Origin of the sequence: Psychrobium sp. nBUS_13 (assembly GCF_051201665.1) — a bacterium.
GTDB lineage: Bacteria > Pseudomonadota > Gammaproteobacteria > Enterobacterales > Psychrobiaceae > Psychrobium.
Map to the genome: position 1 here is coordinate 319,781 of NZ_CP179210.1, position 22,599 is coordinate 342,379.

The following is a 22,599-nucleotide window of genomic DNA, read 5'->3' on the forward strand; positions in this document are numbered from 1 at the left end:
TAATCATAAGACGGTAGTAGGGCAATTTTTCGTTTTAGGGTTAAGCGATGATATTTAAAAATACGATTTAAATAGCCGTTATATTTTGGACTGCTTTAATAGGTTTCCATACCGATGCTAAGGGATTAGTTAGTGATAATAATTCAGAAAATTCGGTTTCATTTTTACCACAGAAAATATTTTTTGGTTCTTGCTCACATCAAGATAAAGCAATGCCGATTTTAGATGCCATCAACGCAGAACGACCGGATTTTTTCTGGTTCTTAGGTGATAACGTTTATGGTGATACTGAAAATATGGCCCACCTTGTAAGAAAATACGACAAGCTTGGTGCTATTCCTCAATTTGCGAAATTACGTGACAATAGTGAAGTGATGGCTATCTGTGATGATCATGATTTCGGTGAAAATGATGCCGGTAAAGAATATCCGATGAAAGAGTAATCTCGCCAAATTATGTTGGACTTTTGGCAAGCCCCGAAAGACTCTCCACGCAGAACGCGCACCGATGGAATTTATACAAGTAAGATTTTTGGTAAAGGTGATAAAAGCATTGAAGTAATAATGCCTGATTTACGCTTTGATCGCGATCCAATAAATGAAGTTAGCACGCTGACTAATCTATTTACTCGTCTACCCTTTGATGCTGGGCCATATGCCGTTTCAGATAATCCAAACGCGAGCATGTTAGGAGAAAAGCAGTGGCAATGGCTTGAAAAAGAGCTATTAAAACCGAGCGCGATTAAAGTCATCGCATCGAGTTTACAACTGATCCCTGATTTTACAGGCTGGGAGTCTTGGGCTAACTTTCCGGCTGACCGTCAACGTTTATTTGGTTTTATAAAAAAGCACAAAATAAATGGTGTTGTTATCGTTCGCGGTGATACTCATTGGGGAGAGATGTCTCGTTTTGAAGACGACATGGATTATCCACTATGGGAAGTTACGTCTTCAGGATTAACACAAGAGTGGAAAGCGGTAAGTCCGAACAAACATCGTATTGGCGATTCTATGGATAAGGTTAATTACGGTGAGTTATTAGGGTCTGTTGATCTTTGTGGTTCAAATTTTGTTCAATCTAAAAGGGTTTTGGGCACATGTTCATTGTTCCAGACTGAGCATAAGCACCCACATCCCTGTGGGCGAGGCATGAGGATTGATGCTGGGTTTACCCCAGTGAATGACGAATAACGCCGCACAAAATACTTTTAGGTGAATCCTACGGACAGCATTTGTTTGTTATTTCTACGGCGTTATCGCCTATTCGTGTATTGCTACAGGGATGTAGCTCATTAGGATAATGCAGGAGCTATTATCGAGCCAGCTACACCACATAGGCTCTGCCTTGTAGAAACCCCAAACAAATTGCTGCAAAAATGAACTCAAAAGATCAACAGACCCTAATAGACTGGCAGCAAGATGATCCTAGTGTTTGGTTTAAAAGATGTTGTGAGCAAGGTTGTACTGCAACAACAATTCAAACTATCTGATATTAGTCCTTATTAGTTTCGTTACTAAATTAGTAGCTGAAGTGCTATTTCAGCTACTTAACGTGTCAGGATTATTGGGCATTTACTTCTTTAAGCTTCGCCGTAAAGTGTCGCAATATTGGAGGCTCATATTCAAAGTCTAAGCCTTTGATATTATGGGCTTGCGATTTTAGTGCTATCAAACAATCGGCGATGTATTTCATATGATCGTTGGTATAAACACGGCGCGGAATCGTGAGCCTTAATAATTCCAACGGTGATTCTTTTTGGTGGCCTGTTTTAGGGTCTCGTCCTAATAATAGCGAACCTATTTCGACGCCACGAACACCACCTTCTAGGTACAAATGATTGGCAAGTGCGTGGGCGGGAAATTGATCAGCTGGAATATGAGGCAGCATTTTTCCTGCATCAACAAATACCGCATGGCCTCCTGTAGGGTACTGAATAGGAATGCCAGCTTCGCGTAGTAATTCTCCCAAATAAGCCACTTGTCCGATACGATATTCCAAGTAATCTTCATCGGCGCATTCCCACAAACCAACATTTAACGCTTCCATATCACGGCCATTTAGTCCGCCATAGGTAATAAAACCTTCCATCGGCACACAGCTAATTTGTACATCGCGATACAGGGCAATTTGGCTGTCATCTTTAAAGCAACACAAGCCGCCCATATTGACGATGGGATCTTTTTTAGCCGACATGGTAAAGATGTCTGAGCAATCGAACATGCTGCGAATAATGTCGCCAATGGCGATATCACGGCAACTTTCTTCACGTTGCTTAATAAAATAGGCGTTTTCAGCGAATCTAGCGGAGTCGATAACCACAAGAATAGCGTGTTTGATTGCTATTTCACGTACAGCGCGAATATTTTCTAATGACACAGGTTGGCCGCCTGCGGAGTTACAGGTGATGGTCACGATAATGCCAACGACATTATTTGCACCATATTCGGCAATAGTTTTCTCAAGCGCTTCTAGATCGAAATTACCTTTAAAGTCGTACCATGCCGTGGTGTCTAACGCGGCAGGTGTTAGCACATTAATCGCTTTAGCGCCGCTCAATTCAACGTGAGCAGCTGTGGTGTCAAAATGATAATTTGAAATAAATACTGGGTTATCAGCACCTTTGTGTTTCACCATGTTAGGAAACAATATTTGCTCAGCACCACGCCCTTGATGAACAGGGATGACGTGTTGATATTTAAACAGCGTTTGCACGGTTTTCTCTAGTTTGACGAAACTTCGGCTACCGGCGTAGGCTTCGTCACCTACCATTAATGCCGCCCATTGATTTGCACTCATAGCACCAGTGCCTGAATCGGTAAGAAGGTCAATATAAACATCTTCACTTTTTAACAGAAATGGGTTGTTGCCAGCTTCTGCTAATGCAGCTTTTCGATCTGCTTCTGTGGTCATTTTGATGGGTTCAACCATCTTAATTCGAAAGGGTTCTGGAATACGTTTCATAAGTTTTCTCGTTGTGAAATAGGGTATCGAACGTGAATTCGATTAGAAATAACGGGGTTGCGAGACTATTGAGAAAACAAAAAACGGGAATGGGCTAACCGAAAATCGAGGTTATACCATTTAGTAGAGAACATTGTGAATGTTGAAAATTTCATCAAATGAGTATGCAAAGATTTTATTTGAAATGTCAACAGCTTAAATTCATAACTTGTTCGGAGAGTTAATGTGGATAGACATAAAAAACCGCCTAACAAGGCGGTTTTAACGTTACTTTATTAATCCCTTAACACATGCAAGAAATGTAAATGCTTTTGATATTGATCGATAATGTCATTAATCACCGAATCTTCAGACCAACCCATTACATCGTAATCTTGACCACCTTCAGCTAAATGTACTTCAGCGCGATAGTAGGTTTCAGAGTCGTTATCACCATCGGTATTAAAGTCTGGCTGTGCATGTTGCTTTTTATGAATGCCATAACAAAAATCGTGCTCATCGCCGTGGCTCACGTTAAGTAAGATCCCCGTTGGTGTTGTCGAAATAGTTGCTTGAATATCATTAGCATCAAACTGTTTTTTGACCTTTTCGAACGCTTTTTTAACATCAGAAGCTATAAAGGTATTCACGTTCTTCTTGTCTGGTGTCGACAGAATGTTATCGAGACGTTCCTGCCAATCTTCTTCGGTACAAGACATGCCTGTTAATGCCAAACTTTCTCGCTTGGCTAATTCAACTTGTAATGCTTTCCCTAATCCAAAGCACGCAAGTAACAAGACGATACTAAAGGGCAGCGCAGCAGCTATGGTCATAGTTTGCAGTGCTTCCAAGCCGCCAGCCAGCATTAATACCGCTGCGACTACACCGACACAGATTGCCCAGAACAAACGTTGCCAAACAGGCGTGTCTGTCTTGCCATTTGAGCACAACATGTCAATAACCATGGCGCCAGAATCACAGGATGTGACAAAGAAAATCACTATCATCAAGATAGAAAGACCAGTAAGAGCCGTTGACCATGGCAGTGTTTCTAGGAATACGAATAGTCCAACGGCAGAGTTTTCAGAGACCATTTCTCCCAACCGCACAAAGTTATTGTCGACGATTTGTGAAATAGCGGAATTACCGAAGATTGTCATCCACAATAGGGTAAATGCTGTTGGTACAAGAAGTACCCCAAAAACGAATTCGCGAATGGTTCTGCCTTTGGAGATTTTAGCAATGAACAAGCCAACAAAAGGCGCCCATGCTAGCCACCAACCCCAATAGAATATCGTCCAACCGCCAATCCAACTCTTCTTCTCGTAAGCAAACAAATTGAAAGTGTCAGAAACAAGATCTGATAAATAAATACCAATATTTTGGATGTAAGCTTGAAGCAAAAATATGGTAGGTCCAACGATGAATATCAGTAGCATTAATACAATGGCTAGTCCCATGTTGATTTCAGATAAAATCTTAATGCCTTTATCTAAACCTGTAGCAACAGATACCGAGGCTAGAAGCGTTATCACTATCATGATAATTAATTGGTTAGTTTGGCTAACGTCGGTTGAAAATAGGTAATTTAAGCCAGCGTTAACTTGAGAAGCGCCTAGGCCAAGTGACGTAGCAACACCAAAAACAGTGCTCACAACCGCGAATATATCAACAAAATGTCCAGGCCATCCGTAAATACGATCGCCAATGATTGGGTGCAATGCTGATCGCAGGGTTAGCGGTAATCCTTGGCGATAACTAAAATAAGCCAAAATAAGGGCGACTATGGCATAAATCGCCCAAGCATGAAGACCCCAGTGAAAGAAAGTAATTTTCATTGCTTCTTTCATCGCTTCCAAAGATTCTTTTTCTGCTGTTGGTGGCGACAAGTAATGCATTACCGGCTCTGCAACACCAAAGAACATCAACCCAATGCCCATTCCTGCAGCAAATAACATTGAAATCCACGTCGATAATTTATAGTCAGGTGTCGAATGATCGGGGCCAAGTTTTACTGAGCCAAAACGTGACATGCCTAAATAAATAACAAAACCGAGAATAATAGCGACCGTCAATATATAGAACCAACCACCGTTGATGGTAATGGCTCCTTGCATGGTGTTAAAGGCGTTAGACGCTATTTCTGGCGCGAATAAAGTGCCAATAAGAATAGAAAAAATAACCAATATGGCAGGATAAAATACAGATTTATTTATCTTCAGTGATAGGGATTTCATTAATTAATTACATCTCGAATGTTTCGTACACTTATCATAATGCTTACAGTGCTAACTATTTAAAATACATTAACTAGCCCGTTTGTATGGGTTACTGCCGTGTAAGCTTGTGTTATCATCATTTCAGTTCTAATTATTTACATGATGAATTGTTACCATTATACGCTTATTTATTGGCTGTTTGGTATGAATTCTAATTAAAAAAACTTTATGGGAGATTTATGTTTCAACGTAAGATATTAACTTGTGCAGTGCTTTCTGCATTAGGTGCAATGTCATATAGCGCAGTTGCCGCTGAAGAAAAAAAGAACAAAAGCAAGAGCAAGATCGAAACCATTCAAGTCACCGCGACTAAGCGAGCTGCCAATATCCAAGAAGTACCTGTTGCTGTTTCTGCACTAAGCGGTGACGCAATGGACAACTTGGGTATCGATAATTTCCAAGATTATGTTGAGTTCTTACCTAACGTTGTTTTCCAAGGAACGGGTCCAGGACAAAATGAAGTGTATATTCGTGGTGCAGCAACAACGCAAACGGGTATCGCTGTATCTTCGGTACAAGCCCTCCAGCCTTCAGTAGCAATTTATTTAGATGAGCAGCCGGTATCAATGCAAGGCCGTAATCTTGATATTTATGCGACTGACATCGAACGTGTTGAAGTATTGCCGGGACCTCAAGGCACGTTATTTGGTGCGAGCTCTCAGGCGGGTACTGTTCGTCTTATTTCTAAAAAGCCAAACCATAGTGATTTTGAAGCGGGTTTCGATCTTAATACTGGTTTTACCAAAGGCGGTGATTTAAGTAATGCGGTTGAAGGCTATTTCAACTTGCCAATTAACGATGATCTAGCATTTCGTGTTGCTGCTTATTCAGACCATCAAGGTGGCTGGTTAGATAACGTCGAGAATATTCCTGGCCAAGGCGGTTACATTGGTAGCACTGTACATATCGATCGCATTTCTGGTGGTGTATTAAAAGATGCTAAGAATACGCCAAACCAAGCGCCAACTAATTCAGATTTAGTAGAAGATAACTTTAATGACGCAACGTATGCAGGTGCGCGTTTTGGTTTGTCTTACTTGTTTAATGATGATTGGAAGATCTTATTACAACACACTGCTCAAACATTAGAGACAGAGGGTGTATTTGGTTACGATCCTTCTTATGACGACGAAGAAAGCACGAGTCGATTTGTGCCAGAAAAGAACCAAGATACTTTTGGTTTAACAACGTGGACATTAGAAGGGCGTTTAGCACAACTTGATATCGTATATGCTGGTGGTTATTTAGATCGTCAAATCGATGCAACAGTTGATTATACCGGTTACACCAATGGCGGTGCATTCTCAGCGTTCTACGCTTGTAGCTACAGCGGCGATGTGCAAGACGAGCAATGTTATGATCCAACAGGTTATTATCTAGAAGAGACTGACGTTAAACGCTTCACTCAAGAATTACGCTTTAACACTTCAGCAGATAATGTATGGCGTGTTACCGCGGGTATTTATTACGATACACAAGAGCTTGGTACTGTCGGTCAGTTCCAATTAGGTACTGAAGGAAAATTCCCTAATGGCGTTTGGGGTCCTGGTGGAGTAACAGTAACAGGCGAAGGGACTAATAATGGCGGCAAGCCATTTGCTAAAGAAACCAGCTTTGTTAATGACATTACTCACGAAATAAACCAAGTAGCCGTATTCGGTCAATTTGAATATGATTTAACTGAGACTGTTACAGCAAGCCTTGGTGCTCGATGGTATGAGATTGAAGATATTTATACCGGTGCAACAACGTCGCAAAATAATGGCGGTGTCACCAAGCAAATTCGTGCCTTGGGTGGCTCTGATCAAGATATCTTAGATTTCTTTGGTGCTGAGAATGGCCAAGCCATTATCGACGCAGTAGCAGCAGGCGATTTACAAAACGACCTATTGAGCTCTGACGGCGTGCTTAAAGTTGACGATGTTATTTACAAGCTATCAGTTAACTGGAAAGCCGACGATAACCTAATGTTCTTTGCTAACTACTCACAAGGATTCCGTCCGCCAGTAACGGCGAGAACAGGTGGCCAATTAGCAAGTAATCAAACGCCAGGCTCGGCATTTGAAAACTATCGTATTCCTGTTTATTCACTAACGGATGAACTTGATAACTACGAGATTGGCATGAAGGGCGATTTCTTAGATGATACGTTGCGTATTAATGCAACGGCTTACAGCTCTGAAATTAACGATCTTCAAACATCACGCTTTGATCCAACCAACATCGCCTTCTTCTACTTTACTGACAATGTTGGTACTGCAGATATTAAAGGGTTAGATGCTGATTTCACGTGGCAGTTAACGGACAACTTCGTATTAAGCGGCGCATTTAGCTTATTGGATACGGAAATTACCGAACTTAACAGCACCATGACTAACTTGTCGGCGCCATTGGGGAGTGAATTACCTTACACGTCTGAATTGTCTGGTAACTTAAGAGCACGTTATTTCTACGAGCTTAGCAACGGCTGGGAAGGCTACGTAAATGGTTCGGTAACTTATACTGGCGATCGTCTATCTGGCATGTTTGCTAACGCCTACGTGTCTGAAGATACGCACAAGTTAGTGTACGGAAAAGGTACTGGCCTTAAGATTGAGCAAGAAATTGCGGCGGGTCAATATCAAGGCGTTACCTACAAAGACAGTGATGGCAATGACTTTGCTGGTGGCCGCTATGTTGCAAAAGCCTACTCTATTGCTAATTTAGCATTTGGTGTATCGAACGAAGAATGGAAAGCCGAGCTTTATATCGATAACTTGTTTGATAAGCGAGCGCAGCTTTACATTGATGAGCAACAGTTCACGCCAAAAGTTATTACTAACAGACCGCGCACCATCGGTGTTCGTTTCTCTTACGACTTATAAAACAATCTAGTACTTGTAAAACAAGCTACTCACGATAAAGTGACTAGCTTGTTTTTATTTCTACTTCTTATTAAATAGTTACTTATGCCTACACCATCATTAAAAGACATTAAATCAGCACTGCAATCTGGTCAATTTGAACCTGCTCATGTGCTTATTTCAGCAGCGTTACAACAGAAAGATTTATCCGACAGTGACACTCATGAGTTACTTTATTTAAACGCCGTAGCCTTGCGGTATTTAAATAAACTAACTGCGGCATTCGATGCCACCAAACAGTTACTAGCATTACAGCCAAATAATGGCCGCGCCTTTCAAGAGCAAGCCTATTGTTTACTTGCCTCTAAGGATATCAAAGGCGCGCTAATGGCCTTTCATAAAGCGGTTGAATACAACCCAGCGTTGATTGCGTCATGGCAGCAAATTGTGGCCTTGTTCAAGGCGCAGCAACACCAAAATTATCAACCCGCGTTAAATCAGTTTAAATTGCTAAAAGCGTTGCCAGCACCTGTACTTGGTGCGATGGATTTAATGCACGAAGGTAAGTTGTACAAAGCAGAACAGGTATGTCGTAATTTCTTACAGAAAAACAGACACCAAGTTGATGCAATGTGTTTGCTTGCTGAAATTGGTTTGAAACTTAAAGTGTACGACGACGCTGAATTTTTGCTGGAAAGTTGTGTTGATTTATACCCTGATAACGAACACGCCAAGGCGTTGTACGTTAACATTCTCAATCGTTTAGGGAAATTCAAACAGGGGGCGCAACACGCTGAGGAATTTTTAGCGCAGTTTACTGCTCAGCCAGCGTTAGTGATTACAGTCAAAGCAACCTTGGCTAATTGTTATATCAACTTGGGCGAATTAACGCGTGGCCAAGAGATTTATCAGGCTATCTTAGCGCAGTCTCCTGAGCGAAACGGTATTCATGTTCAGCTCGGACATGCCCATAAAACCGCTGGTAATTACGACTTGGCCGTGGCCGCTTATCAACAGGGCTATGACCAAAAGAATGATTATGGTGACGCTTATTGGAGCTTGGCTAATATCAAAACCTATCAGTTTTCTGATGATGAATTAGCACAGATGCAGCAGGTGTTATCGCAAGAAGGAGTCAATGTTGACGATCGCGTCCATATCAATTTCTCGCTCGGTAAAGCCTTTGAAGATCGCAAAGAATTTTCACGCTCATTCGATTTCTATCAACAAGGCAACGCACTAAAAAAACAAAGCATTGGCTATGATGCTGCAAAATCTACCGCATTGATTGACCAGCAGATAAAACATTGCACCAAGGCGTTGTTTGAACAACGCAGTAACGTTGGAAATAGCGCGGCTGATCCTATTTTTATTCTTGGATTACCACGCGCAGGTTCGACGCTGCTAGAACAAATCATTGCATCGCACTCGCAAGTTGATGGCACGATGGAGCTACATAATATTCTGGGTACCGCGTTAAAATTGCGAGGACGCATTGTTAATGATGAACCACAATACCCTAAAAATTTGTCGGAGCTATCAGACCAACAGTTGAAACAGTTAGGCGATAATTTTATGCGGGACACACAGCCATATCGCCAAAATGCACCTTTCTTCATTGATAAAATGCCGAATAACTTCATTCACATTGGCCTCATTAAATTGATTTTACCCAATGCTAAGATCATTGATGCGCGTCGTGAACCTATGGCCTGTTGTTTCAGTGGTTTCAAACAGTTATTTGGTGAAGGGCAAGATTTTAGTTATGGCTTGTCAGATATTGCGACTTACTATCAAGATTATTTACGACTGATGGATCATTGGGATCAAGTGATGCCGGGGGCAGTATTGCGAGTTCAACATGAGGAATTAGTTCATGATTTTGAAAACCAAGTACGCCGTATCTTAGACTATTGCCAATTACCGTTTGAGCAATCGTGTTTAGAGTTTTATAACACCAAGCGAAATATTTATACGCCAAGCGCCCAGCAAGTTAGGCAGCCTATTAGTACTAAAGGCTTAACTCAATGGCAGAACTTTGAACCCTATCTTGGTGAGTTGAAAGCTACATTGGAAAGTTAAAATAATACCATATATGGCATTGTCGGTAATTGCCTTTAATTGGCAAGCGCCTGTAAAAACACTGCTTGAAACGGCAATGATGGATAATATTGAATCCCGTCCTATCGTTGATTATACAGCGAACAAGGGAGCGAAAAGGCTTGCGGTTAGCAAGCTTGTTAACAATGGTGTTAGTGCATTAGCTGATGGTGTTTTGTATCGTATTTATTTATCAACCGCACAGCAGCCTCTAAGACTGCGTATAAAAATCCCCCGCGAAACACATGCATATAGCTGGGTTTGGATAGAACCAACATCTGGTGAGGTACTTAGTAGCTACAATGGTGAGCGTGCTAATTTAGTCACCCAAACTTGGCGTTTTAAATACAAATTTCACATTGGTCAATTCATCAGTCCTCACATGGAATGGCTGTGGTTAGCTTTCTGCTTGATACCCTTAGTATTGCTGTTTACCGGCTTATGGGTAAACTAAAACGCCGCAAGCGTGGTTAAGACTCTTGTGCTTTTAGCCGTTTTAAAACGGCAATGTTTTTGTCAATATTCACTTTATTGTTACTAAGTGGTTTAAGCTTTTCTAGATAGGCTAAGGCTTTGTCGTAATATTCTTGTTCTAATGCTATTTGTGCTAGCCCAGCTAATGCTGGCTTAATAAAATTAGGGAATACCTGTGCACGTTGATAATAAAGCTGAGCGCGTGAAAATTGTTGTTTTGATTGGTAATGCTGCGCCAGTTTGATTAAGACACCGGCTTGATTGGGATTTAGGTCTAACGACTTCTTAAAGTGCTTAACCGCTCGTTCGGTATTATTCTTTTCTTGAGCTGAACCTAACGCCGCGTAATAGAGACTTTGTTGCGGTTTAGAGAGGTTAGTTACCCCTTTGATACTCGCCAAAATGCGATTAGCTTGCTTGATTTCGCCTTCGCTAATTAACCAGTTAATTGCTGAATTAATTGGTGTAAATGCTTGTGGATTGTGGGCTGAAATTGCTATTAGCAAATCAGCGGCACGTGTCATACTGCCAGCAGATAAATGCAGTTGTGCGGTGCTCAATAAATTACTGGACGCTGTTTCACCATGACGCAGTGCCATTTCCATACTTGTTAATGCTTTTGAGTTTTCATTATTTGCTAGCGTGATCTGCGCTCGTTGTAACCATAGTCGTTTGTCATCAGGTGTTTCATTGATGAGCTCATCAACCATATTGAGGGCGGCTTGGTTGTTACCTGCACGTTGCAGAGCATACAATAATCCATGCTTCCATTGGTTGTTATTAGGATCGAGCAATAGTGCCTGTTGATAACCTGCTATCGCTGACCACGCAGAGCCTTGTTCAAGGTTGATGTAGGCTAGTTGACCGAAAAATTGTGGATCCTGTACGCCGTTTTCAATTGCTTTTGTTAAGTGATGCTGCGCTTTTTTAAGTTGTTTCTTTTGCAAATAAAGCGCGGCCAAAGTGCGATGCACACGCAACAAATTGGGCGCTTTTTCAAGGACGGCTAATAAAGCCTGTTCAGCCTTATCAGGTTGTTTAGCGGCTAGGTAAACTTGACCTGTCATTAGCAATAAGCCAGTACTTTTTTCTACATTACTGTTGTTTTTTAATAGCTCAATAACTTTTGAATATTGCTTAGCATCAAGTAGTGGCTTGATGGCAACAGATAGTTCGTATTCGTTAGGAGCTAGTTTTGTACTGCCTGTCTGAGGCAATGCATTGGTGAGATTAAATGTGAAAGTCGGCGGCTCGAGTTCGACTTCGATTGCTTGTGCTGAGACAGACAACGTTGTGACTAACAGGGCTGAAACACACAGGGACAAATTCAATGCAGTGAAAATTGAGCGCAATTGGTGGTGTATGGCAGGTATAATTTTCATGATTTTTTAAATTCCACGGGCCAAATAAATCTGGCGGCTACAGTTTGACCGTCTTTAGTTGGCGGGGTAAAACGCGAGCGCTTGATGAGGGTTGTGATCGCTTTGGTTAATGCCTTTTGATGAGGTGATTCAACGCTAAGTAATTTAGGTCTGCCTGACTCATCAATGAAAACATCTAACTTTACCGTGACCTTATTGATGCCTTGGCTCATTAACGTTCTCGGGTAATTGGTTTTAGTGCGGGTCAATAAACTCGGCAGGCTATCTAATTCGTTAAGGCCAAATGCTTGCCAATCAACGCTGAGTGAATTACTAAAATCTACGTCCATTTGCATAGTCACCGGAGGCGGGGTGAGTTGTAGCTGCGGCTTTTCTACTTCAACCAATGCAACGTCCATCGCTGCACCATCACCTTCAAGGCTTAGATTTAAACTTTGTTCAACCTGAACACTTTGTTGTGGCGGCGGTGGAGGAGGCGGTGGTGGTAAGGCAGCGACGTGAACTTCACGTACCAAAACTTGTGGTTCTACTTGTTTGGCAAACCATTGGTTCACAAAAAGCAAAGCAATAGCCAATAGCATGAAACCACTGGTTAATAACAAGGTATAGAAGTGATGACGTTTAATCTTCATGGCTTATTGTAAGGTCGCAATATTAACACTTGCAGCGCCACCTAATTTACTTTCATCAATCACTTGAATGAGCAAATCGGTAGTAACGAGTTTATCTGCCTGAATGACCACAGGACGAGATTGACCGCCGAGTAAACCCTTGACGGTATTACGCACACCAGCAACGCCGATAACGCTGCCGTCGTAAATGACATCACCGCCATTGGTGATGGCTAACATAATAATATTTCGCTCCAACTTTTTAGTCGATAACGCCTGTGGTTTGTCTACTTCAACGCCGGTTTCTTTAACAAACACCGTGGTAACAATAAAGAATATTAGCAAGATAAAGACAACATCGAGCAGTGGTGATAAGTCGATTGTTTGCTGTTGTTCTTCTAATCGCTGCTGCAAACTAGCACGCATGGTTTAATGCCTCGTTTGCTTGCAGTTTTTTGTAATAACTCAGTAACAGCCAGCCGGGAACTGCGATAACTAACCCTAATTGTGTTGTCCAAAGAGCGCTTGCAATGCCTTGGGTTAAGACACTGGTTTCTCCCATTCCTTCGCCTTGTGACATTGCTGTAAATGCGTCTAACAAACCGATGATGGTGCCCAATAAACCGAGCAAGGGTAAGGCGCCAACGCAAATCGTAATAGCGTCAGTCCATGCTCGATGACTCGCGTCATACAAGCCCGATTTTGCGCGAATGGTAAAGAAAATAATCTGATAATACGTAAAGAAGCCTAGGCCTAAAATGGCCCATATGATGATGCTATCAAACGTTTGAATATTCATTTAAGCCGCCTTTGGTAATGATTTAGTGGAGGTTTGGCTAAGTTGTACCGCGCAGCTTTCTAAGCCGCCGTAATAAGTTTTTACTTTTCGCGACAGTAATGCGTGCATTAGCAGTGCAGGAATCGCAACAACAAGACCTAACTCTGTAGTGACTAGCGCTTCAGAAATTCCCCCAGAAACAGCGGATGCATCGCCAGCGCCGAACAGCGTCATTAGCTTAAAAGTTTCGATCATGCCGCTAACAGTGCCAAGTAAGCCGAGTAATGGCGACACTGCAGCAGTGATCGCAATCGCGCCTAGCCAGTATTCCAATGTGTGTTTTTGCATTAACAATGCTGAAAAAAGTTGATCGTCACGTTGTTGTCCTGGTGGTGATTTCAATGTGATATCAATAAGTTGGCGCTGCATTCCTTTGACTTGTTCCGCAAACTGATTAAGTTGAGAAGCGTCATTGCCGTCAATATGGCTAAGGCGCTCGGCAAGTGCTGGTAATAAGGTGGGTAGGCGGATAAGTTGCGCGCCTTTCGCCAATGAAATGAGTAAAGCAAATATGCCAAAGGCAATGATCGGTAGCACCCAGATCCCGCCTTTCTCGACATGACTAACTACCGACTCTTGCGACTGGGCAATTTTAAGGGCGCGGGTTAGGGTTGGATCAAAACTGATTTGTGCCTGCTGTCCTTTTGCCAGTAGATTAAGCTGCTTAAATTCGTCGTTACCTAGCAGTAATCCTTGCTTAGTCATTGTTGGTTCGTGAGCTAAGAAACCAGCTTGTTGGTTTGTTTGATCGATAAACCATGACACTGGGCCAATGGCTAATGTTGATAGCGGCTTAATTGCACCATCTTGTGCGACGACACTAGTGGTTTGCCACTGTGGATTTAAGTGACTGCGCAGGCGATTAAAGGCACTGCTTAGTGTGGCAAGGCTCTCGTTGCTAAATGCATCGCCAGTCGATTGTGGCATCTTTTGCTGCTGGCTAAAACGCGCTAATAAATTCCGTTGATAGGTGTCTTGTTGTTGCCAAGTTGCTAAGCGCTTTTCTAATGTCGTTAGGCTTAATGTTTGCTCGTCCATTAAACGACGAGCAGCGCTGGTTTTTTTACGCAGGCTTACAACCGCTTGTTCAGCATCATGAGTTTGGCGATTGAGCTGAGCACTTTGCTTTGCAATGTTTGACTGCGTTTTATTAAGGGCGGTTTGCGCTTTCTTAATATCGTTAACCAGATCTGATTCAACTGACGCCACGCTCACATGACTATAAGCAAGTGTTAGAAATAAAAGTGATGCAGATAAGTATTTCATTATTATTGCTCCACACTTGATGGCAGGATCATCGGCAGCGTGACTAACTTTGCTTCTTGCTTGTGAGCAAGCATTGCTAAGGCGTTTTTAACTTGCTGCGCCTCAACTGGCTGTTGATGAAACCACTGCCAGCCACTTGCTGTCGGTTGTCCTGACACTGCTTTACTGCCATCAAGTGTTAAGTACCAACCGCGAGCGACGCCTAAAAACAATTGCTGCACCATCTTTTGTTGGCCGTTTCCATCGGTAATGGTTGCTTGTTGAGTGCTAACGCGCTGATTAAATTCATCAAAACTTTGATACAGACTCAATAAACTCTCTAATCGCTTGGATACATTTTCTTGGTCTAGGTCACTTAAGGTTGTTCGCCACGAATTCGCTAGGGGAGGCGGCAGTTGGGGATGAATATTACGGATCTGTGCGAACTCTTTGTTAAGCCAACTACTTAAATGCGCTTGTGTATGCTCCATCGATGTCTGCAGCGTTAACAGTTTTTGACGTTGCTCTGTCACTTCATCCATTTGATGGCTGTGGTTTGAAGTGAGGGCTGTTAACTGCTTTTGTTCTTGCTTAAGCAGTGCAATACGCTGCTTGAGTAGTTGTTGGGTATCTTGCCACTCGCTTTTTAATTGAGTGTTTTGTTTTTCTAGGGTAATCCATTGCGTCACAAGATGTTCGGCATTTGAAACTACCGATTTAGTTTGACTAAATACGTTGGCTGACAACAGTAGGCAAAGCGCACTCAGGCACCAACTTTGACGAATATTCATGGCAGAAATCTATTGACCTAAATTACATTAAAAACACAAGGTGCAAATAATAACAATTATCATTAGCGTGTGCAATTGGCGTTATACCAATTGCATTAAATAGGTGAACTGACTGTGCTAAGAAAAAATCGACAAGTACAAGGCGCTCGAATGACTAATAGCTGGCTATTAGGATTGAGAGCAACGCAGTAATCATTGATTTTAACCAGTACAAGTGGTCAGTCAATTAATACAATATTAGTAAAAGATAGACACAAAAAAACAGCATAATTGCTGGTCTTAAGTAGCGCTATATTTGAAGAAGTTATATAACTACTTATCCAAGCCACCCATACAGAGATATTTAATTTCTAAGTAATCATCTAGGCCATATTTTGAGCCTTCACGACCGTTGCCTGATTGCTTCATACCGCCAAATGGCGCTGCCGCATTTGAAATAAGTCCTTCGTTAACGCCGACCATGCCATATTCCAACGCTTCGCCAACACGCCAGATACGGCCAATATCGCGTGAGTAGAAATAAGCAGCTAAACCAAACTCAGTGTCATTGGCAATGCTGATCGCTTCTTCTTCATCGTCGAATGCAATAATCGGTGTGACAGGGCCAAAGATCTCTTGATGAGCAATCGGCATGTCGTTAGTGACATTCGTTAAAATGGTTGGTGATAAGAAGTTTTCACCCAGTGATTTGTCATTATTGCCAAGCACGACAGTAGCGCCTTGATCTATTGACGCGTTTACTAAGCGCACGACATCGGCAACGGCTTGCTTGCTGATCATTGGGCCAACGTCAACGCCATCTGTTAGTCCATTACCCATTTGTAAGCCTTTGACTGCCTCGGTGAATTTTTCAGTAAACTGTTCAAGCACATCACGTTGTACCAAAATTCGATTAGTACACACACAAGTTTGGCCAGCATTACGGTATTTTGATACCAGTGCGCCAGCGACAGCTGCGTCGATGTCTGCGTCGTTAAACACGATAAATGGTGCATTGCCACCTAGCTCCATCGATACTTTTTTAACGGTTGATGCACATTGGCTGATGAGAGCTTTACCCACTTGCGTAGAACCAGTGAAGGTAAATTTAGCAATATCTGGATGCTCTGTTAACACTTTGCCAATGCCGCGAGCGTCTTCACCAACAACAACGTTAAATACACCCGCTGGAATGCCAGCGCGCTGCGCAAGTTCTGCCATGGCTAGTGCTGACAGCGGCGTTTGTGTCGCTGGACGCACAACGAAAGAACAGCCTGCTGCGAGTGCTGCTGCCGCTTTACGAGCGATCATTGCATTAGGAAAGTTCCAAGGTGTGATTGCGGCAACAACGCCAATAGGTTGCTTAATAACAATAATGCGTTTGTCACCCGATGGCGCCGGAATCGTATCGCCATAAACACGTTTGCTTTCTTCAGCAAACCACTCAATGAATGCTGCGCCATAGGCGATTTCACCTTTGGCTTCTGCTAAAGGCTTACCTTGTTCTAACGTTAAGATGCGGCCAAGATCTTCTTGGTTTTCCATCATTAAATCGAACCACTTGCGCAATAGGCTTGCACGCTCATTGGCAGGCTTTTTTGACCACGTGCTAAACGCCTTTTTTGCTGCTTTTACCGCAAGGGTTGTTTCTTCAACACCCGCGTTACTGACTTTGCTAACAAGCTCGCCAGTGGCAGGATTGGTCACTTCTATCTGAGAGTCACTAGCGTGCCAACTACCGTTGATATAGGACAACGTTTTCAATAAAGACGGATCATGTAGTTGGTGCATACTGCCCTCGAAGGTTTAGATGGAAAATACAAGGATTATACACAAAGCAGTAAAATTTAATCACATTAACAAGTTGTTTGATTATTGGAATATTAGATAAATATTTCATGTGATTAAGATAGATTAAAACTTGATATCTCATTCGATTAGACCTAGTTCTCATTACGTTTTCTCACCGCTATAATGGGAAGAATAAATCTAGGAGTTGAATTTGTATCAGACATTAGAACAAGTGGCATCAGTTGATGACTTTATTCGATTACGCGATATTTCGGGGTTATCACCGCGCAGTCGTGAAGCTGCAAAAATTGGTTTATACCAATTACATTAAGTAAGTGATCTTGTTGTGCGTAGAGAAAATCAGCTAAAACAAGGCGCTCGATTGACTAATAGCTGGCTATTAGGATTGAGAGCAACGCCATTTTAGTTAATTTTAACAAGTACAAGTGGGCAAATATTTAATGCAATTGGTATTATTTAAGTATGTTTTATGAAAGCCTGCGAACGCAGTTACTTGATATTAGTGCGGTAGTTATCTTTGTGGTTTATGCCATCGTTTTTAACTGGATTTATAACATTGTTGTGGCGAAATATTTCACTGCAACACCAGTGGTTTGTGAATAATTTAACTCAGCTGTAGTGATACAGCTCAGTTTTATACTCAAAACAGCTTGGGTTTATTTAATACTTAATTTTACTTCGCCTAACTCTTCAGTAGCGGCGATAGTGAAATTGTTAGTCGCTTGGCTTAGATCGATCTTTTGACGAACAATAGAGCGGCCACCTTTTTCACGAACAACTTCGATGAATAGCGTGAATTTCTTCGGTAATTTAGAAACATCCAAGTCCACATTGTAGTCGCCTGCACCTTTAGTTGCGCCAGTCATGCCATCAAACTTTTGCTCAGCATAACGACCTTCTTTACGCCACCAACGACGTAGATCTGGTAGCCACTTATCGCTTTTTCCTTTGTGCTTTGTCAGGTGCCAAAGTAACAGGTTGTCACTTTCACCTTTATGCTCAGCCCAGATAGCCACATAGGGCTTGCGATAGTTTTTATCGTCAAATTTAGGCAATGAAAAATCAACAGATAACGTAGCGGCTTGAGTGGCAAAGGCGCTAATACTCAAAACGATGACGGCGATAAAGCCAATTACTTTGTTCATACTTTCCTCTTGGTGGGTGGTAAATTTAAAATTAGTGCATTAAATAAATCACAAAAACACAAATGCCAGAGCCAGTAATAAACCATTGGCTGCTCGCGCGGCGCGTCTGTTTATGAATAAGTGCTAGCCACAGTCCCGACAGACAAAACAGCACCATAATGATGGCGCTAACATCAGACAGATATTTCCACAGCGTGCTCGTGTGCTTGGCACGATGAACATTGTTGAGCATATCTAAAAAGCTAAACTCACTCTGTTCAATCGCGATGCGATTCTGTTCTTTAAAGTACTCGACAATGGTGTTGCCACCAGGACTTTGTAAGCTGATAATTAGCAAATTTTCGAATTCGTCCCATTCAAATTCGTAATCGACACCGCGAATGTTGTGTTGCTGGTCTAGCCAGAGCATGAGCTTAAGGCCATGTTGGGTGTAGCGCTCAGGCCATTGCGTTGTTTGAACTATCCATGACGGCGGCGTCACATCTTGTTGAATGGCGTCTGAGTCATTACCACTGAGTTCAGGATGTGCCAGAAAAAAACCAGATACAGCAAAAAATAACATCAGCAGCAAAACAAGCATTGCGCTAAAGATATGGATATCGCGCATAAGTGCATTAATTGATTGCTTGTTAAGAGACGTAAACATAATAAGTGTTGATTAAGGCTTGGGACTTCTATAAAAATGAGGCGACATAATACTAGTTTTCTCGGTCATATTACAATATTATATGATAATAATTTTCATTTAGATTTGGTCGCGCTTAAAAATACATGTTCACCAATATTAAACACTCCCTGCTAAGCATTTCAGTTAACTCCTGCGTCCTTAATGGTTTGCGTTGGATACTTCTTGCCAACTTGCTAGTCGCTGGTGGTGTATTGGTACTAATGACTGGCATGTGGTTTGAGTTTGCCTCGCCGCTTGTATTGCACCTTCAGCCTACTCTTGGTTTAGAAGCGGCGGCTGTATCACTAAGATCAGATACTGATGAACTCTTGATGGCATTTTCATCAAGAGATAGCGCTTCACTCATGGCAATGATGATAATTTGGAAAGCCTTGGCCTTTCTTATTGTAAGTTTGGCTACTATTGCTGGGCTACGCCGACTTGGATGGCGACTCATGTTAGCATTAGCATCTGTGTTTGTTGGGATTCTGGCGCTCAATGTTATGGCTCTGCCATCAGTTATTGACAACACCTACCTTTATCTTGTGAGCGTTTTATTTGTGATTAGCGTTGCTAGCTTTTACAGCGTTAAACACTATCAAAGGCGTCTTGCGTTAACACCTAAAAATTCTGCCTTAATCGCTTATGCAAGCCAAAGCGGCACAGCAAAAAGCATCGCTTTGAATATGGCGAGCGCCGCAGTTAAACACTGTGATTGTCGCTCTTTCGCCGATTTAACCCCTGAAAATTTACAAGATTATGAGCAACTTTTAGTGGTTGCAGCAACTTATGGTGAAGGGCAAGCACCTGAAAAAACAATTGATTTCCTACCGAGCTTGGCGAATTTTCAACAGTCGTTGTCTCATCTTAAATTCTCTGTGCTAGCGCTTGGCGACAAAGCCTATCCACAATTTTGTGCTTATGGACAGCAGGTTGCTCAAGCACTCAGTGAAAAGGGGGCAAAAGTAATGCACCCAATACAAGAAGTTGATCGCGCCCAGCCGCAAGTCATCGCCCAGTGGTGGCAAGAAATTTGTCAATTGAGTGGTTGGCGCGTTGAGCAAATTGATAAGCAATGGTTACAGGGCGAGATAACAAACAATCTGTGTCTTAATTCTCAGCAATCACAACGGCCAGCTCACGCCATCACAATCAATGTTGATAATGTGAAATATCAAGCAGGTGATTTATTAGAAATTATGACACCAACACCCATTACAACCATTGATGAACGGTTGCTTGAATATGGTTTAGAGCCGCAAACAATGGTTCGTTTAAATGGGCAGGCGTGTGAACTTAATCATGCACTGACGCAACTAGAGTGGACAAATCAGGTAGCCAATTCGCCGCAAGCTCTTGTGAATAAATTAGCGGTACTTAGACCTCGTGTTTATTCTATCGCTAGTGCACCTGACGACCATCAAGTTCGTTTATTGGTTAGGCACCTTAAAAAAGATGACGGTAGCGACGGTTTTTCGTCGGCTCATTTGTGTCATGCAAATATAGGACAAATATTTAATGTTGCTGTGCGCCAGCATGATAGTTTTCGACTACCGCCGAGTAATGTTCCAGTGATTATGATTGGTGCCGGCACTGGCATCGCGCCCTTTATGAGTTTTCTTGCACAACGCCGGGCTGAAAATGGCGCTGATAATTGGCTTATTTTTGGTGAGCAATACAGTAGCCACGATAATTATTTTAATAACGAACTTGACGGTCATATTGATAACGGCACCTTAACGCGTATTGATTATGCATTCTCCCGTGACAGTCAATGGCAATCATTTGGCAAACCAAGTTACGTTAATGAAGTTATCCAACAGCAAAGTAAGTTGTTGTTTCATTGGCTATATGACAAAGATGCCCAACTGTATGTGTGTGGTAATAAAGCGGGAATGGGAGAGTCTGTTAAAGACGCGCTTAAACAATTGCTGCAAGAAGATTTTCAGCGATTAGAACAAGCCAATAGACTGCATTTTGATCTTTATTAATTTTGCGTTACTTGGTGCAACCGCCACAAAATAATTCATGCTACAATCCGTTTTTTCTCAGTAAGATAACAGCGCAAGCAATGAGCGGTTTAAATTCAATAGAAAAACGTGCAGCGATTTCTTTAGCACTCGTATTTGGTTTACGAATGTTAGGACTATTTATGATCATGCCCGTTTTTGCCATCTATGGACAAGACTTAGCAGGTTACTCACCACTGTGGGTGGGTATTGCGATAGGTGCCTACGGCTTAACGCAAGCATGTTTACAAATTCCAATGGGCATGCTGTCTGATCGCTACGGTCGAAAACTCATCATTCTTATTGGTCTTGTCATTTTCTGTATTGGTTCCTTAGTTGCTGCCTATTCTGACTCTGTATTGGGCGTCACCATTGGCCGCGCTATTCAAGGAATGGGGGCTATTGCTAGTACCATTCTTGCCCTTGCCGCTGACGTCACACGTGATGAAAACAGGCCAAAAGTCATGGCGGTTATCGGCATGTGTATCGGTTTGTCCTTCGCTGTATCGCTAATAGTTGGGCCTGTTCTGGTTGAAAGTATTGGCCTCGCTGGATTGTTTAAGCTCACCAGTGGCTTGTCATTATTAGGCATGTTAGTGGTGTTGTTTATAGTGCCAAATGCGGTGAGTAAAGCGCCTCGTGGCGATACCCGTGCTGCGCCAGAACTTATTAAAGACATGCTCAAAGACGGTCAATTATTGCGATTAGATGTGGGCATTTTTGTGCTGCATTTAGTGCTGACGTCCGTGTTTGTTGTGCTGCCGTTGATGTTGCTAGAGCTCGATTTAGCCAGCACTGACCATTGGCAACTCTATTTCCCAACCTTGATGCTATCGTTTTTCTTGATGGTGCCATTGATTATTATTGGTGCTAAACGAGAGTCGATGAGACAAATGTATCGCTTGTCTCTGCTAATGTTGGCGGCGGCGTTGATTATGATTTACGTATTGCAACATTCGTTTATTGGACTCTTTGTCGCGGTTATTTTGTTTTTCACCGCCTTTAATTATTTAGAAGCATCATTGCCGTCACTTATCGCAAAATTTGCACCGTCGGGACAAAAGGGCACTGCGATGGGGATCTACTCATCTAGCCAGTTTTTCGGCGCGTTTTGGGGCGGCATTTTAGGCGGTGTTTGTTACGAATATTTCGGCTTAATCGGTGTGTTTTCAGCCTCGACATTTTTAGTGATTGCGTGGTGGTTTTACAGCGCTGGCATGATTAACCCTCGGGTGCTAAAGACCTTCACCTTAGACGCTAATGTTAATGACAACGAATCGGCGCAAACCATGGTAGATAAGCTATTAGAGCTATCTGGTGTAGAAGAAGCAGTGGTAATTGTTGACGACAAAGCCGCCTATTTAAAAGTAAATGCTAAGCAGTTTAATTTAGCTAACGCGCGTGGAATCTTGCTCGCAAATTAGCAAGTAAAAATTGTAATTCTCTGGTGCTGTGTTACTCTTTCGCACCAGCAAAAATATTGA

Annotated in this window: 17 protein-coding genes and 1 pseudogene; 7 read left to right on the top strand and 11 right to left on the bottom strand. The window is 42.3% G+C overall.

Going from position 1 to position 22,599, the window contains the following annotated elements; translation table 11 throughout:
• Nucleotides 1-98: 98 nt before the first annotated feature.
• A pseudogene (locus ACMAZF_RS01525) lies at nt 99-1,190 on the top strand (alkaline phosphatase D family protein).
• A gap of 370 nt (nt 1,191-1,560) precedes the next feature.
• On the opposite strand, the gene ACMAZF_RS01530 reads toward ACMAZF_RS01525, so the two are convergent.
• Both ACMAZF_RS01530 and ACMAZF_RS01535 read right to left on the bottom strand, forming a co-directional pair.
• Nucleotides 1,561-2,961, bottom strand: coding sequence for a tryptophanase (locus tag ACMAZF_RS01530; RefSeq protein ID WP_435275743.1), 1,401 nt, complete (start codon nt 2,959-2,961; stop codon nt 1,561-1,563).
• Between the two features lie 275 nt (nt 2,962-3,236).
• On the bottom strand, nt 3,237-5,177 hold the full coding sequence (locus ACMAZF_RS01535; protein WP_435275744.1) for a BCCT family transporter: 1,941 nt from the start codon (nt 5,175-5,177) through the stop codon (nt 3,237-3,239).
• Nucleotides 5,178-5,398: 221 nt separating this feature from the next.
• Between ACMAZF_RS01535 and ACMAZF_RS01540 the strand changes: the two genes are divergently transcribed.
• The 3 genes from ACMAZF_RS01540 to ACMAZF_RS01550 all read left to right on the top strand — a co-directional run bounded on the left by ACMAZF_RS01540 (nt 5,399) and on the right by ACMAZF_RS01550 (nt 10,616).
• The gene (locus ACMAZF_RS01540) at nt 5,399-8,083 is read left to right on the top strand and encodes a TonB-dependent receptor (RefSeq protein ID WP_435275745.1); all 2,685 of its coding nucleotides are present in this window, start codon (nt 5,399-5,401) and stop codon (nt 8,081-8,083) included.
• Nucleotides 8,084-8,167: 84 nt separating this feature from the next.
• A complete protein-coding gene (locus tag ACMAZF_RS01545) occupies nt 8,168-10,144 on the top strand; it encodes a tetratricopeptide repeat-containing sulfotransferase family protein (protein WP_435275746.1) in 1,977 nt (658 codons plus the stop codon).
• Nucleotides 10,145-10,157: 13 nt separating this feature from the next.
• On the top strand, nt 10,158-10,616 hold the full coding sequence (locus ACMAZF_RS01550) for a hypothetical protein (RefSeq protein ID WP_435275747.1): 459 nt from the start codon (nt 10,158-10,160) through the stop codon (nt 10,614-10,616).
• A gap of 16 nt (nt 10,617-10,632) precedes the next feature.
• Here the strand turns inward: ACMAZF_RS01550 and ACMAZF_RS01555 are convergent, their stop codons facing one another.
• From ACMAZF_RS01555 to ACMAZF_RS01585, 7 genes are all read right to left on the bottom strand, one after another.
• A complete protein-coding gene (locus tag ACMAZF_RS01555) occupies nt 10,633-12,018 on the bottom strand; it encodes a tetratricopeptide repeat protein (protein WP_435275748.1) in 1,386 nt (461 codons plus the stop codon).
• Nucleotides 12,015-12,650 (bottom strand): energy transducer TonB, encoded by a 636-nt coding sequence (locus tag ACMAZF_RS01560; RefSeq protein ID WP_435275749.1) that lies wholly within the window; start codon nt 12,648-12,650, stop codon nt 12,015-12,017. The genes ACMAZF_RS01555 and ACMAZF_RS01560 overlap by 4 nt, the downstream gene beginning before the upstream one ends.
• A 3-nt stretch (nt 12,651-12,653) precedes the next feature.
• Entirely contained in the window at nt 12,654-13,055 is a 402-nt protein-coding gene (locus ACMAZF_RS01565; RefSeq protein WP_435275750.1) for an ExbD/TolR family protein, read from the bottom strand.
• Nucleotides 13,045-13,428 (bottom strand): MotA/TolQ/ExbB proton channel family protein, encoded by a 384-nt coding sequence (locus tag ACMAZF_RS01570; RefSeq protein WP_435275751.1) that lies wholly within the window; start codon nt 13,426-13,428, stop codon nt 13,045-13,047. Before ACMAZF_RS01570 ends, ACMAZF_RS01565 begins: the two co-directional genes overlap by 11 nt.
• A complete protein-coding gene (locus ACMAZF_RS01575) occupies nt 13,429-14,733 on the bottom strand; it encodes a MotA/TolQ/ExbB proton channel family protein (protein WP_435275752.1) in 1,305 nt (434 codons plus the stop codon).
• Nucleotides 14,734-14,735: 2 nt separating this feature from the next.
• A complete protein-coding gene (locus tag ACMAZF_RS01580; RefSeq protein ID WP_435275753.1) occupies nt 14,736-15,503 on the bottom strand; it encodes a DUF3450 family protein in 768 nt (255 codons plus the stop codon).
• A gap of 312 nt (nt 15,504-15,815) precedes the next feature.
• On the bottom strand, nt 15,816-17,273 hold the full coding sequence (locus ACMAZF_RS01585) for an NAD-dependent succinate-semialdehyde dehydrogenase (protein WP_435275754.1): 1,458 nt from the start codon (nt 17,271-17,273) through the stop codon (nt 15,816-15,818).
• Nucleotides 17,274-17,756: 483 nt separating this feature from the next.
• Here ACMAZF_RS01585 and ACMAZF_RS01590 point away from each other — a divergent pair, with 483 nt between their 5' ends.
• A complete protein-coding gene (locus ACMAZF_RS01590) occupies nt 17,757-17,897 on the top strand; it encodes a hypothetical protein (protein ID WP_435275755.1) in 141 nt (46 codons plus the stop codon).
• Nucleotides 17,898-17,950: 53 nt separating this feature from the next.
• On the opposite strand, the gene ACMAZF_RS01595 is transcribed toward ACMAZF_RS01590, so the two are convergent.
• Both ACMAZF_RS01595 and ACMAZF_RS01600 read right to left on the bottom strand, forming a co-directional pair.
• The gene (locus ACMAZF_RS01595) at nt 17,951-18,439 is read right to left on the bottom strand and encodes a DUF2271 domain-containing protein (RefSeq protein WP_435275756.1); all 489 of its coding nucleotides are present in this window, start codon (nt 18,437-18,439) and stop codon (nt 17,951-17,953) included.
• A gap of 31 nt (nt 18,440-18,470) precedes the next feature.
• On the bottom strand, nt 18,471-19,085 hold the full coding sequence (locus ACMAZF_RS01600) for a PepSY-associated TM helix domain-containing protein (RefSeq protein WP_435275757.1): 615 nt from the start codon (nt 19,083-19,085) through the stop codon (nt 18,471-18,473).
• 188 nt (nt 19,086-19,273) lie between these two features.
• Between ACMAZF_RS01600 and ACMAZF_RS01605 the strand changes: the two genes are divergently transcribed.
• The gene (locus tag ACMAZF_RS01605) at nt 19,274-21,097 is read left to right on the top strand and encodes a flavodoxin domain-containing protein (RefSeq protein WP_435275758.1); all 1,824 of its coding nucleotides are present in this window, start codon (nt 19,274-19,276) and stop codon (nt 21,095-21,097) included.
• Between the two features lie 80 nt (nt 21,098-21,177).
• Entirely contained in the window at nt 21,178-22,539 is a 1,362-nt protein-coding gene (locus ACMAZF_RS01610) for an MFS transporter (protein ID WP_435275759.1), read from the top strand.
• The last annotated feature ends 60 nt before the right edge of the window (nt 22,540-22,599 follow it).